Origin of the sequence: Marinomonas profundi (assembly GCF_020694005.1) — a bacterium.
Classification (GTDB): domain Bacteria; phylum Pseudomonadota; class Gammaproteobacteria; order Pseudomonadales; family Marinomonadaceae; genus Marinomonas; species Marinomonas profundi.
The window spans coordinates 1,572,469-1,586,503 of the sequence record NZ_CP073013.1 but is presented as its reverse complement, the minus strand read 5'-3'; the positions used below and the strand labels follow the sequence as shown (position 1 = coordinate 1,586,503).

Sequence of the window (14,035 nt, the reverse complement as noted above, 5' to 3'; positions counted from 1 at the left end):
TACTCCAAATTTTGTCTTATCACTGGGGCGGTGTTAGGTAGAAGGCGCCAGTGCGTTTTTTTATATTCTGCTGCGTTTTAGAGCCGTTATTAGCCTTTTACAGCGCCAGCGGTTAAGCCACGGACGAAGTATTTTCCGGCGAACACGTAAACTGCCAATGTGGGTAGCGCCGCGATAATAGCCGCGGCCATATCGACGTTGTATTCCTTACCACCAAAGCTGGTGTTGACCAAGTTGTTCAAGGCCACTGTTACCGGTTGTGTATCAAAACCAGAGAAAGCCACCCCAAATAAGAAGTCATTCCAGATTTGCGTAAACTGCCAAATCACGGTGACCACAATAATCGGCGTAGAAACCGGCAAAATGATGCGGTAAAAAATAGTAAAGAATCCTGCGCCATCAAGGCGAGCGGCTTTGACCAATTCACCTGGAATCGATTGGTAGAAGTTACGGAAGAACAAGGTCGTAAACGCCACACCGTACACCACATGAACAAACACCAAACCAGAGGTGGTATTGGCGATGCCTAACCAGCCCAAGGTTTGCGCCATTGGCAGCAAGATGACCTGGAAAGGAATGAAACAACCCACCAGCATGGCGGCAAAGAACAAATCGCTGCCACGAAACTTCCATAAGGAAATGACGTAACCGTTAATGGCGCCCAACAGGGTAGAGATGATAACTGCGGGGATAACGATTTGAAACGAGTTCATGAAGTAAGGCGAAATACCGCCACAACTGCTGCCCGTACAAGCGCTAGACCAAGCTTTTGCCCATGAGTCAAAATGCAAGGCACCAGGCAAAGATAAAAGGGTGCCGGTGCGGATTTCTTCTACGTCTTTTAGCGACGTTAGCAGCATGACGATGAAAGGCATCAAATAGAATGCAGCCACTACGATGAGTACCGTGTACAAGGCAACGCGTAAGACTTTGTCTAGGCCAGACGTTTTACGGGCAATCGCATGTTTATTCATAGAATCAACGTTACTCATGGCGTTTACCTCGCAATTCTGAGTACAAATAAGGAACCAAAATCGCCAGCACACAGCCTAGCATGACCATAGCGGACGCTGAGCCTAAGCCGATTTGGCTACGGGTGAAGGTGTAGGTGTACATAAAGTTTGCGGGTAAATCCGATGCGTAACCTGGCCCACCATTGGTTAACGCGGCGACCAAGTCGAAGCTCTTAATCGCAATGTGCGATAAGACGACTAAGGCGCTGAAGAACACAGGCTTTAACGATGGCAAAATGATGCGGCGATAGGTCGTAAAGGTGCTTGCACCGTCTAGGTGAGCGGCTTTAATAAGGTCGCCATCGACGCCACGTAGACCCGCTAAAAACAAGGCCATAACGAAGCCGGATGCTTGCCAAACAGCGGCAATAACCAAACAGTAAACCACCATGTCGGGGTTAATCAGCCAGTCGAACTTGAAGTTAACAAAGCCGAAATCGATCATCATTTTTTCGAGACCGTTGGTTGGGTTAAGCAACCATTTCCAAGCGGTACCCGTGACGATGAATGAAATCGCCATAGGGTAAAGATAAATAGTACGGATGGCGCCTTCAGCGCGGATTTTCTGGTCCAAGAAAATGGCTAAAATAACGCCAAGGAACAAACAGATAGCAATAAACAAACCCCCGAAAATACCCAGGTTAGTCAGTGCTACCATCCAGCGGTCGTTATTGAAGAGGCGCTCGTATTGTTCAAAGCCGACAAAATTGTACGACGGCAGCATACGAGAGCCAGTGAAAGAGAGTACGGCGGTCCAAATCATATAGCCGTAAATGCACACCAAGGTAACCAGTACCGTGGGGGCCATGACGATTTTAGGCATCCAGTCAGCCAAGCTTAGGCGTGCAGGACGTCCTGACTGAGTCTGTCCTGACCCAGAATTGGCGGCTTTAGTGTTCATATTTGATGCTTCACTATAGAAGAGAGTGCGATAAGACGACGGTGCTCAATGATACGGTTAAAACCTGACGCATCTTTGCTCGTGACGTTTTTACATTCTCTAGAAAATCTTAAGATAAGGCTGGCCAGAGGGCCAGCCTCGTATGTTTGCTGCACACTAGGTGTGCAGCGTTAGATCTTACATACTGGCTTTAACAGCGCGAGCGAGTTTATCGACAGCTTCTTCAGAGGTCATAGACTCATCATTGAAGAAGTTTGTCACAACGTCAAAGATAGCGCCTTGCACCATAGAATTTACCGCCATGCCATGTGCCATACTCGGTACTAGGTCGCCCGTTGTTGAGCTGGCTAGGAAAGAATCCATTGACGCATGTGCACAAGTGTCAAACTTGTCGCGAGGCATGTTCAAACGAACAGGGATAGAACCTTTGTTCAAGTTGAATGTTTCTTGGAATTTCGGTTCAAGAATCAAACGAGCAAGGTCTTTCTGTGCAGCTTGTTTGTCTTTGCCTTCTACTTTGAACATCGCTAGCGAGTCAATGTTGAACGTAAACGCACCGCTTGTGCCTGGCGCTGGGTAACAAACGTAATCTACGCCAGCTTTTTTACCTGCAGCAGTGAACTCGCCTTTCGCCCAGTCACCCATGATTTGCATGGCCGCATCGCCATTGATAACCATAGACGTTGCGATGTTCCAATCGCGACCAGAGAAACCTGGGTCGACGAATTCACGCATTTGTTTGAAGGTATCAAATACATCGATCATGTCTTGGCTGCGTAGCGCAGTATCAGACAAACCGATGAAGGCGCTGCTGTAGAAACGAGCGCCTTTAGATAAGGCAATGGCTTCGAATAATGTTGCGTCTTGCCAGTTCTGGCCACCGTGAGCAAGTGGCGTGAAACCCGCTGCTTTGATTTTTTTCGCTTCAACAATGAATTGTTCCCATGAGGTTGGGATAGACGCGCCAGATTTACGGAACACTTCAGGGTTCGCCCACATCCAGTTTACTCGGTGAACGTTAACTGGAGCCGCCACGTAATGACCGTCGTACTTCATCACATCACTAATCACTTGAGGCAGGATCACGTCCCATTCGCCGGCTTTTGCGACATCATCAAGATTCGTTAGGAAGCCAAGATCGCCCCATTCTTGAATGGTTGGGCCTTTGATTTGTGCGGCAGAAGGTGGGTTGCCAGAAATGGCACGAGATTTTAGTACTGTCATGGCCGATTCACCGCCACCACCGGCGACTGCAAAGTCTTTCCAAGTGTGGTCAGCTTCTACCATTTGTTCTTTAAGTACATTGATCGCAGCGGCTTCGCCACCTGATGTCCACCAATGGAGAACTTCTACTTCACCAGCCTGAGCGGTTGCAGCGGCTAGAGAAAGTGCAACTGTGGTTAAACCGAAAGCAATTTTTTTCATGATAGTAACCTTTGTTATTGTTATGTCGTTTAATCAAAATCATTCAATATTTTGATGTCGCGTTTATTATGCATCGTCGCGGCTTGATTTAACGTTAAGCTAGCGTACGAAATATAGAATCTAGCAAAGGATCTGGCAAGAATGGGTAAAATAGAGCAACCTACTGTAACAAAGTCTTGCAGGCTTGCTGTTTGTTGTCGATTTTATTGCGCTTTGCCTGCACAAATCGCGTGCAGGCAAAGGCGTTGTGGCGTCAGTGTCGGGGTAACCAGAGCTTGGCTTCAAGGCCTTGTTTAGGGTGATTGTTAAGCGTGACTTCCCCGCCATGAGCGCGGGCAATATTACGCGCAATACTCAAGCCCAATCCCATACCACCAGGGTGGCCGGAATGGTCTGGCGTCAGGCGAGTATAGGGCTGAAAAACCTTGTCCATTTTGTCAATGGGAATGCCGGGGCCTTGGTCGCAGATGCGAAGACAGACCTCATCTTCGTCGTCTTCAATGAAAACCGTCGCGGTTTTCCCATAGTACAAGGCGTTATCAACCAGATTGCCTAGGCAACGTTTTATCGCCAGCGGCTTGCCTATGAAAGGGTGTTTCAACTCGCCCACCACGGTGAGTTTGATGTCGTGTAAATTGGCCGTTGACTGCATGTCTTTGAGCATTCTTGAAATGTTCACTTCGATGCGATTTTCATGAATATCGGTTTCTTTTACGCTCTGAAGGGCACCTTTTACCAACATATCCAAATCTTCAAGGTCTCGAATCATGGCGTCACGAAGGTCGTCTTCGTCGAGCATTTCGGCGCGTAGGCGTAAGCGTGTGATGGGGGTTTTTAGATCATGGGAAATAGACGCAAAAAGCCGTTCCCGGTCATTCAGATAACGCTGGATGCGCCGTTGCATGTCGTTAAAGGCTTTGGCGGTGTTGCGTACTTCGATACTGCCGACTTCTTTAATGGGCTTCCAGTCCCCTTGACCAAAGCGTTCCGCCGCTCTTGCTAGCATGGCGAGCGGTCGAGTCACGCGCCTGAGTATAATGATGCTGAGTAACAGCACGGTAATCACCGACATCGCCATGGAAAACAAGCGATCTTCGCTCAGCGCAGACGCACCATCTAAAAAATACGGGTCAGGTGTCAAGCTCGCAAGGTACAGCCAGTCTTTATCATTAATAGGAATTTGAATCACGATAATGGGTGGCGTAAGCGGCTTTACTAACAAGCTGTGGTGTCCCCAGCGCTCGGGTAAATCGACAAGACGGGTATGATTGTTGATCACATGCAGGTCGTCGGGACTGGAAAAGGCGATCTTGGCGTTGTGAATACCCAGTTGTTTAACCAGTGTCGACTGTACTTCGTTTTTAACAATGTCTTTGAGCGGCGAGTCGGGAATATTGTTGATGCGAATTTCTTCTTTATTAAGGGTCACAAAGAAGCGCGTTCCGCCCATGTCTTGTAATTGGTCGATGACAATGTGTCGATAGTTGGTGGGCAGGGATTTGAAATAGCTGACCGTCGCGGCGATACGAAACGCCATGTGTTTGGACACCTCGCGGACGTTTTCTTCGGTGTCGGACTCTAATTGGCGCAGCCAAATGCTTGAGCTGACGAACTGCGCACTGGCAACACCTAATGCCATGACGATTAAAATTTGGCCGGTAAGTGATTGCGACCAACGCTTTAATCGCGAGCGATTGCTGGCAGGGTGGTTAGTTGGCATCGCTAATCGCTTCGACACTGGCGGTCAATATGTAACCTTGGCCACGAACGGTTTTGATCAGCTGTGGTTGACGTGCGTCTTCTCGTAGGCGTTGGCGCAAACGACTAACATGCACATCAATAAAGCGATCCAGTGGTGCACTGTCGCGTCCGCGGGTGTTTTCAGCAATCAGTTCACGCGTTAACACCGCGCCTGGGTGGGTTAAAAACAGCATGAGCAGGTTGTAATCGGCGCCAGACAAAGACTCTTTTTCATTGCCAATATGCAATTCCCGCGACAGGGTATCCAGCGTAAATTGTGCAAAACGATAAAAACGCTGACTCACGGGGGCGATTTCTACCACTTCGCTGTGTTCCATACGGCGTAAAATAGCCTTGATCCGCGCCAATAACTCACGGGGATTAAACGGTTTGGCAAGATAATCATCTGCGCCAATTTCAAGGCCAATAATACGATCCATTTCATCGGAGTTTGCCGTCAGCATAATGACGGGCACTTGTGACTGCGCTCTGAGTGATCGGCACACCGCGAAGCCATCTTGGCCTGGTAACATAATGTCCAAAATGACCAGATCAACTTCTTGATCGGCGCGAAAATTGGCTAAAAATGCCTCACCAGAATCGGCCGTTAGCACGTTAAATTGGTGTTTTTCTAAGTAGGTTTTGAGCAGGCTGCGGATATCATCATCATCGTCTACAACATAGAGACATTTAGCTTGGGTCATTTTTTTGCTCAATGAAGGTTAGTGTAAGGAATGTTATAGGGGCTTGAGTCTAACAAGAAAGTGACAGTGAACCAATTACCATATCCGGGAACGGATCGACACGCTTTAAATAAATTAAATTGATTTAATCGTGTCAGCCCTGCATAATTTTTCGACTAACCTTATTTTACCTTCGATTGACATAGAGAGCAGAACAATGACAACAAAAGTAATGGCGTTCGGTGAAGCCTTAATCGATTTTCTTTCTAATGGAGCCACTCAAGCGGGTGAGCTTGAATCCTTTACTAAGTTTCCTGGTGGCGCGCCAGCGAATGTGGCGGTGGCGGTGGCGCGTTTAGGGGGCAATAGCCATTTTGTTGGGCAAGTGGGCGACGATGCGTTTGGCCATTTCTTAAAGCACTCTCTCAATGGCTATGGCGTGAATACCAGCAATATGCTGATGACCCAAGAAGCCAAAACGGCCTTGGCGTTTGTCAGTTTGGACCAAACCGGCGAGCGTAGTTTTGAGTTTTATCGCAGCCCTTCTGCAGATATCCTATTTAAAGCCGCCGATTTTGATGCGACTTGGTTTGATCACCAAGGCGTTTTTCACACCTGCTCTAATACCTTAACCGATGCTGATATTACCAAGGCGACGTTGGCGGGGGTTAGCATGGCGCGTGCGGCGAACTGGGTCGTTAGTATTGATGTTAATTTGCGCATCAACCTTTGGCCAAATGGCCAGGTAGATACCAAACGCGTTATTGATTGGATGCAAAGTGGCGATGTGGTCAAAGCGAGTTTAGAAGAGTTGGCGGTATTAGCGGCGGACCCTTTCGCGTTAATCGATGAATCGTTAGCGGCGGGTGTGACCTTGTTTGTCTTAACCGACGGCGCCAATCCCATTCGCTTTTATACCGAGGCTCATGGTGAGGGTGAAGTGATTACACCAAAAGTAGACGTGAAAGACACCACCGCGGCGGGCGACGCGTTTGTGGGCGGCTTGCTGTATAAATTGGCTGAATTAGGCGGTGATCAGGCGTCTTTAGCGGCATTGTCGTCAGATCAATTAGTCGACATTGTGCGTTTTGCGGCGGCTTGTGGCGCGGACTCGGTGACGAAATTGGGTGCTTATCCGTCTTTGCCCTCTTTGCAAGAAGCGCAGGCGCAGTTAAGCCGTTTTTAAAGAAAAATGGCGCCCAAAATCGATTGTTAGCGTTTGGCAAGGATTGAGTCAGCGCGCTAAAAAACTATTTTGCAAAATAATAAGACAATTTTAAAGCGTGAGGTTCACGCTTTTTTTGTTTTAAATATGCACAAAATACGCAAATAAAAATTATAAAAGTGTCCCCTAGAAAAATTTTTCTTATCTTTAACCCGCTGAATTTAGAGAGAAAAGTCTTTGTTGTTTGTTTTTTATACGCCCATTTCCGATAAAATAAGATTCGCGTTTTGATCAAGCTCGACTAAATTTAAAAACAATTAAGTCAATATTAAGGATGTGAAGCGCTTGAAGCGCGGGTTTTGTTTGTGAATAATCGATTTTCTTCTTAATCCTTATAGAAGACTGTTTTACCTTGTTTCGACCTATGATAATAAAAAATAAAGGCGTATTAGGGATTCCCTGCTAGGCCTGTAAGGAGCAATGATGAAAAAATCTTTTTTGTCGGCGGCAATCGCCCTGACTCTTTCTGCAAATGCTGTGCACGCAGCAGACCTCTTGTTTACACCTGGTGAAGATTCTCGATTTAATTGGGAAAGCTACGAAGCGTTAAAATCGGTTAAATTATCCGGTGAAACGGTTTCCGTTTTTGGCCCTTGGATGGGCGATGAAAAAACCAACTTCGAGCGAGTCGTTGCTTATTTTGAGCAGGCGACAGGCGCTAAAGTGAACTACGCGGGCTCAGATTCTTTTGAACAGCAAATCGTAATCGATGCTCAAGCCGGCAGTGCCCCGAACGTGTCGGTTTTTCCGCAGCCGGGTTTGGCCGCGGATTTGGCCGCTAAAGGTTTTATTACACCGTTAAATGACACAGTGAAAGACGCTGTGGTAAAAGATTACGCCGCTGGCCAATCTTGGGTTGACCTTGCTACCTTTAAAAACCAGAAAGGGCAGGACGATTTCTACGGTGTTTTTTATCGTGCAGATTTGAAATCCTTGGTTTGGTACTCTCCAGATAACTTTATGGATGCGGGTTACGATGTGCCTGAAACCATGGAAGACTTAAAAGCCTTAACGGAACAGATTGTCGCTGATGGCGGTACGCCTTGGTGTATCGGTTTGGGCTCCGGCGCGGCAACGGGTTGGCCTGCCACGGATTGGGTAGAAGACTTATTGCTTCGCACTCAGCCCGCGTCTGTCTATGACGGCTGGGTCACCAATGACATTAAGTTCGATGATCCTCGCATTGTTGGTGCGATTGAAGAGTTTGGTTGGTTTGCTCGTAACGATGCGTTCGTTGATGGCGGCGCTGGCGCGGTCTCTTCTACGGACTTCCGTGACAGCCCTAAAGGCATGTTCCAGTCGCCACCTAAGTGTTATTTGCATCGTCAGGCGTCGTTTATTCCGGCTTTCTTCCCAGCAGGTACTCAGCTTGGCCTAGATGCCGATTTCTTCTACCTTCCATCTTATGCGTCCAAAGATTTGGGTAACCCTGTCTTGGGTGCCGGCACCTTGATGAGCATTACCAATGATTCAAAAGGGGCGCGTGCCTTTATTGACTTCATTCGCTCTCCTATCGCCCATGAAGTATGGATGGCGCAAACTGGTTTCTTGTCTGCGCATTTAGGCGCCAACCCTGAACTGTATTCCAGTGAGGCGGCGAAGAAACAAGGTGAGATTTTGCGCTACGCGACCACTTTCCGTTTTGATGGCTCTGACTTGATGCCGGGTAAAATCGGTGCCGGTTCTTTCTGGACGGGTATGGTGGATTACACGGGCGGTAAAGCCGCAAAAGAAGTGGCCACTGACATTCAGAAAACGTGGGATGCCTTAAAATAAAACGGCTTATGCAAGCCGCTACTCAGACGATGGAGTAGCGGTTTGTTTTCTTGGTTGCCTAATGAAAGATGAATGACGCAATCGTTTATTCATGCGCTAGATGTATTTTTTGGAGATGCTATGGCTCAGCTCGCTTCCGCGTTAATAACCATGATCTTGGGGGTACTGGGATGTGCTGTCTATTTTTATGGTTCCAATATTTTATTAGATAAAATTTTCCCGACGAAAAGTGGACCGGCACAACAAGTGGCTCGTAACTTACGTATTGCCAACGGCGTTCGCCCTTGGTTGTTTTTAGGCCCCGCGGTGCTGTTGCTGACGTTTTATCTATTTTATCCCGTGATTGACTCGATTCGATTGTCCTTTTTTGACCGCAGTGGTGACGAATTCGTCGGCTTGTCTAACTATGTGTGGTTGTTTGGCAGTGATGAGTTTTTTGAGTCTTTCCGCAATAACATGCTGTGGTTGATTTTTGTACCAACCGCGGCGACTTTTTTAGGCTTGGTTATCGCCACCATGACGGACCGTATTTGGTGGGGCAACATTGCGAAAAGCCTGATCTTTATGCCGATGGCGATTTCCTTTATCGGTGCGTCGGTCATTTGGAAATTTATCTATGACTTCCGCAGTGGCGGGGATGCACAAATTGGTTTGTTGAATGCGGTCGTGGTGTTTTTTGGTGGTGAGCCGCAAAACTGGATCACCATTCCTTTCTGGAACAACTTCTTTTTGATGATCATTTTGGTGTGGATTCAAACCGGCTTTGCCATGGTGATTTTGTCGGCGGCCCTGCGTGGTATTCCGGATGAAACCATTGAAGCGGCGGTCTTGGATGGCGCGAATGGGGTGCAGATTTTCTTTAAAATTATGGTGCCGCAAATATGGGGAACCATTGCGGTGGTGTGGACGACGATTACCATTCTTGTATTAAAGGTGTTCGATATTGTCTTGGCGATGACCAATGGTCAGTGGGACACACAAGTGTTGGCGAATCAGATGTTTGACTGGATGTTCCGTGGTGGTGGCGATTTCGGTCGTGGCGCCGTGGTGGCGATTGTTATTATGGTGTTGGTAATCCCGATTATGATTTGGAATATTAAGCGTGCAAACGCAGAAATGGAGGGCCGTTAATATGATTGCATCCTCTAAACGGTCGCCATTGACCTACTTGGTTCATGCCACTGTGTTGTTTTTGGTGATTATCTGGACGATTCCGACCGCCGGTTTGTTTATTTCGTCTATTCGAGACAAGGATCAGTTGTCGGTCTCGGGTTGGTGGACGGCTTTGTCGACGTCTGAGCAGCGCCTTGTCACCCGTGCCAATGACCCTAAAACACAGGTTCAGGAAGGCGATCACTTCGTCATTCGTGGTAATGTTTTGGAAGGCGCGTCGGGCAAAATTACGTTATTTGGTTCGAGTTCTTTGCAACCTGAAGCATTTGAAGCGGGAGCCGTAGTCGACCTTAGGAAAGAACAAACCTTACAAGTGATGGAAAATGGCGATTATGCGTTTTCTTCGCCGACCCCATGGCAAGGGCGTAGTCAGCGCATTTTCTATACCGCGGAAGTGCCACCTCGTTTCACCTTGGACAATTATCGTGAAGTACTGGGCACAGAAGGTTTAGGTAAGTCATTTCTGAACTCTTTGACGGTGACGATACCCGCGACCATTATTCCTATTTTGGTGGCCGCATTTGCTGCGTATGCTTTAGCTTGGATGCGCTTTCCGGGTCGGGCTTTGTTGGTGGCTGCGGTGGTTGGTTTGCTGGTCGTGCCGTTGCAAATGTCGCTTATTCCGTTGTTGAAAAGCTATAACCTAATCGGTGAGTTTTTTGGGGTGGGATCGAAAACCTATGTGGGGATTTGGCTGGCGCACACGGGGTTTGGTTTGCCCTTGGCAATTTATTTATTGCGCAATTATATTGCCGGTCTGCCTGCCGAAATTATTGAATCTGCGCGTGTTGATGGGGCGTCTGACTTTGATATTTTCCGTAAGATTATCTTGCCTTTGTCTTTCCCTGCCTTGGCGTCGTTTGCGATTTTCCAATTCCTTTGGGTGTGGAATGATTTGTTGATTGCCATGGTTTTCCTGGGCAATAACGAAGAGCATTTGGTGCTGACTGGTCAGTTGCGTGAGCTGTTGGGGTCGCGTGGCGGTAACTGGGAGATTCTGACGGCGTCGGCCTTTATTACCATTATTGTTCCCTTGTGTGTCTTCTTTAGTTTGCAGCGCTATTTAGTGCGCGGCTTGCTGGCAGGCTCTGTGAAATAACACCACCTAAGCGAGTGGGTTGAGCTTGGCTCCTCACTCAAGGTAAGCATTTAGATTGAGGCAATCGAACCATGGCAGATGTAAAGTTAACCCATGTTAAAAAAATCTACTCAAATAAAGTAGAAGTACTAAAAGATATTAATTTGGACATTAAGCAAGGCGAGTTTATTGTCTTTGTGGGTCCATCTGGTTGTGGCAAGTCTACCTTGTTGCGGATGATTTCTGGGCTGGAAGAAATTTCAGCCGGTACGTTAGAAATTGATGGTACTGTGGTCAATGATGTTCCGCCGGCATTGCGCGGCATTGCCATGGTGTTTCAAAGTTACGCCTTGTATCCCCATATGTCGGTGTACGACAACATGGCGTTTAGTTTGCAAATCGCCAAGATAGGCAAAGCAGATATTGATCAACAAGTGCGTAAAGCGGCGGATATGTTGCAGCTCACGCCGTATTTGGACCGTTTGCCGAAGGCGCTTTCCGGTGGTCAGCGCCAGCGTGTGGCGATAGGCCGTGCGATTGTGCGCCGCCCTAAAGTGTTTTTGTTTGATGAGCCTTTGTCTAACTTGGATGCGGCATTGCGCGTCGCAACGCGGATGGAAATCGCCAATCTGAAAGACAGCATGCCAGATTCGACCATGATTTATGTGACCCACGATCAGGTGGAAGCGATGACGTTGGCGGATCGCATTGTTTTATTGTCTGCGGGCAATATTGAGCAGGTCGGCTCGCCGTTGGAACTGTATGAGCATCCAGCGAATGTGTTTGTGGCGAAGTTTATTGGTTCGCCTGCGATGAATATCGTGCCTTGTCGAATTGAACAAGCCGGTGAGCAAACGCGTGTTGCTTTGTCTTCTTCGGTAATGGTGGATACCCCCATTACGACCGACGCTGGCGAGCAATCTAAGGCGGCTTTCTTTGGGATTCGTCCAGAAGATATGTTGGTGGTGGCGACGCAAGAACAGGCTTTCTTGTCTGGGGAAGTGTCTTTTGTTGAATCATTGGGCGAGGCGACTTTGCTGTATGTGCAAGTGCCTGGTTGTGATGACATGATTATTGCTAAGCAAGCGGGTACGTTACCGACTAAGCGTGGCGATACTGTGCATTTGTCAGCGGCGCTGGAAAAAATGCATTTGTTTGATGAAAACGAGCAGTCTTATACTCGTTAACTATTGGTTGTTAAGAACTTACCGTTAAGAGCTTGTTGTTAAAAGCTTGTTGTTAAAAATGTACTATTAAGCGTTATTTTAATTGGGGCAGTGCGGTGCATTGCCCCATGTTTTATCTTGTTTGGAGAGTCTGATGACAACCAATTTGAACTGGTGGAAAGGTGGGATTATTTATCAAATTTACCCACGTAGTTTTATGGATGCGAATGGTGATGGCATTGGCGATTTGGCGGGGATTACCAGTAAGCTTGATTATGTTGCTTCGCTAGGGGTAGATGGTATTTGGCTGTCGCCTATCTTTACCTCACCCATGAAAGACTTTGGTTACGATGTATCGGATTATTGTGATATCGACCCTATGTTTGGTTCGTTAGCGGACTTTAAGGCCTTGGTTGACCGATCTCATGAGCTGGGTTTGAAAGTCATGATTGATCAGGTACTCAGTCATTCGGCCGATGTGCACCCTTGGTTTGAAGAGAGCCGCCAAGATAAAACCAATCCGAAAGCCGATTGGTATGTATGGGCCGATCCAAAACCAGATGGTTCGCCACCGAATAACTGGTTATCTATTTTTGGTGGCAGCGCGTGGAAATGGGACAGCCGCCGTTTGCAGTATTATTTGCACAACTTTTTAGAGTCTCAGCCAGATTTTAACTTTCATCACCCAGACGTTCGTCAGGCGCATTTGGATAACATGCGTTTTTGGTTGGAACTGGGCGTAGATGGTTTCCGTTTGGACACGGTGAACTTCTATTTCCACAGTGAAGGTTTGGAAGACAATCCTCCTGTGCCAGCGGGTGAACCCAAAACCATGGGGGCGCCACACGATAACCCTTATACCTATCAGCGCCACGTATATGATTTGAGTCGCCCCGAAAACTTAGACTTTTTGAAAGACATGCGCACCATGATGGATGCCTTCCCTGGCACCACGGCGGTGGGTGAAATCGGTGATGACTTCCCGCTTAAACGCATGGCAGAGTATACGTCGGGCGGTGACAAGCTGCATATGGCCTATACTTTTGACTTTTTGAACAAGCCTCATTCGCCAGAATATATCCGTAATGTGTTGAAAAACATGCAGGAAATTGTCGGTGATGGTTGGCCGTGTTGGGCCTTATCGAATCATGATGTGGTGCGCTCGCGCACGCGTTGGGGTGCAGAGGAAGACCCAGAAGCCTATCCGCTGATCGCTTTAGCGCTTATCTTGTCCTTGCGTGGCAGTGTGTGTTTGTATCAAGGTGAAGAGCTTGGTTTGCCGGAAGCGGAGGTACCGTTTGAACGTATTCAAGACCCTTATGGCATTCCTTTGTGGCCGGTATTTAAAGGCCGTGACGGCTGTCGTACACCCATGGTGTGGGATGACTCGACGTTAGGTGGATTCTCGACGGTGGAGCCTTGGTTACCTGTCGATGCGGCTCATTTGCCCTTGAGTGTGGCGCAACAAGAAGCCAATCCTGACGCTTTGTTACACAAGGTTCGTCAGTTGATTCATTGGCGTCAGCAGCAGCCAGCTTTGGTCAACGGTGAATTGTCTCAGCTTGATGTGGGCAATGCGCAATTAGTTGCTTTGGTGCGAGAATATCAGGGTACTCGCTTGTTGGTGGTGTTGAATATGACCGGCGCTACTCAACAGGCGACCCTGAGCGACGCTCTGGTTGAAATTGAGGGTCATGGTTTTACATCCAATCTAGAAGGACAAGCTTTGACTTTACCCGCTTATCAAGCGTTTTTTGCTCGGTTGTCTTAATTTGGTGTGGTTTTTAATGTAGCGCGCAGTGATTCAGCATGAGCCGATTTACGTTATACGTAAATCGGCTTGTTTGTCGGCGCG

Annotated in this window: 11 protein-coding genes; 6 read left to right on the top strand and 5 right to left on the bottom strand. The window is 47.8% G+C overall.

Annotated elements, in window-relative coordinates; all coding sequences use genetic code 11:
* Window positions 1-89 precede the first annotated feature (89 nt).
* The 5 genes from J8N69_RS07440 to J8N69_RS07420 all read right to left on the bottom strand — a co-directional run bounded on the left by J8N69_RS07440 (window position 90) and on the right by J8N69_RS07420 (window position 5,783).
* Entirely contained in the window at window positions 90-992 is a 903-nt protein-coding gene (locus J8N69_RS07440) for a carbohydrate ABC transporter permease (protein ID WP_408631802.1), read from the bottom strand.
* Entirely contained in the window at window positions 985-1,914 is a 930-nt protein-coding gene (locus J8N69_RS07435; protein WP_168823893.1) for a carbohydrate ABC transporter permease, read from the bottom strand. Before J8N69_RS07435 ends, J8N69_RS07440 begins: the two co-directional genes overlap by 8 nt.
* A gap of 177 nt (window positions 1,915-2,091) precedes the next feature.
* Entirely contained in the window at window positions 2,092-3,339 is a 1,248-nt protein-coding gene (locus tag J8N69_RS07430) for an ABC transporter substrate-binding protein (RefSeq protein ID WP_168823895.1), read from the bottom strand.
* 253 nt (window positions 3,340-3,592) lie between these two features.
* Complete coding sequence (locus J8N69_RS07425; protein ID WP_168823897.1) at window positions 3,593-5,059, bottom strand: ATP-binding protein; 1,467 nt, start codon at window positions 5,057-5,059, stop codon at window positions 3,593-3,595.
* Window positions 5,049-5,783 carry a response regulator gene (locus J8N69_RS07420; RefSeq protein WP_168823899.1) on the bottom strand — a complete coding sequence of 245 codons (735 nt, stop codon included), beginning with the start codon at window positions 5,781-5,783 and terminating at the stop codon, window positions 5,049-5,051. Before J8N69_RS07420 ends, J8N69_RS07425 begins: the two co-directional genes overlap by 11 nt.
* A gap of 196 nt (window positions 5,784-5,979) precedes the next feature.
* Between J8N69_RS07420 and J8N69_RS07415 the strand changes: the two genes are divergently transcribed.
* The 6 genes from J8N69_RS07415 (at window position 5,980) to J8N69_RS07390 (ending at window position 13,951) form a co-directional block, all read left to right on the top strand.
* Window positions 5,980-6,948, top strand: coding sequence for a carbohydrate kinase family protein (locus tag J8N69_RS07415; RefSeq protein WP_168823901.1), 969 nt, complete (start codon window positions 5,980-5,982; stop codon window positions 6,946-6,948).
* Window positions 6,949-7,410: 462 nt separating this feature from the next.
* The gene (locus J8N69_RS07410; RefSeq protein WP_168823903.1) at window positions 7,411-8,763 is read left to right on the top strand and encodes an ABC transporter substrate-binding protein; all 1,353 of its coding nucleotides are present in this window, start codon (window positions 7,411-7,413) and stop codon (window positions 8,761-8,763) included.
* Window positions 8,764-8,883: 120 nt separating this feature from the next.
* A complete protein-coding gene (locus tag J8N69_RS07405) occupies window positions 8,884-9,894 on the top strand; it encodes a carbohydrate ABC transporter permease (RefSeq protein WP_168823905.1) in 1,011 nt (336 codons plus the stop codon).
* Between the two features lies 1 nt (window position 9,895).
* Complete coding sequence (locus J8N69_RS07400; RefSeq protein ID WP_168823906.1) at window positions 9,896-11,035, top strand: carbohydrate ABC transporter permease; 1,140 nt, start codon at window positions 9,896-9,898, stop codon at window positions 11,033-11,035.
* A gap of 71 nt (window positions 11,036-11,106) precedes the next feature.
* Window positions 11,107-12,201 (top strand): ABC transporter ATP-binding protein, encoded by a 1,095-nt coding sequence (locus tag J8N69_RS07395; protein WP_168823908.1) that lies wholly within the window; start codon window positions 11,107-11,109, stop codon window positions 12,199-12,201.
* Between the two features lie 133 nt (window positions 12,202-12,334).
* Complete coding sequence (locus J8N69_RS07390) at window positions 12,335-13,951, top strand: alpha-glucosidase (protein WP_168823910.1); 1,617 nt, start codon at window positions 12,335-12,337, stop codon at window positions 13,949-13,951.
* Window positions 13,952-14,035 lie beyond the last annotated feature (84 nt).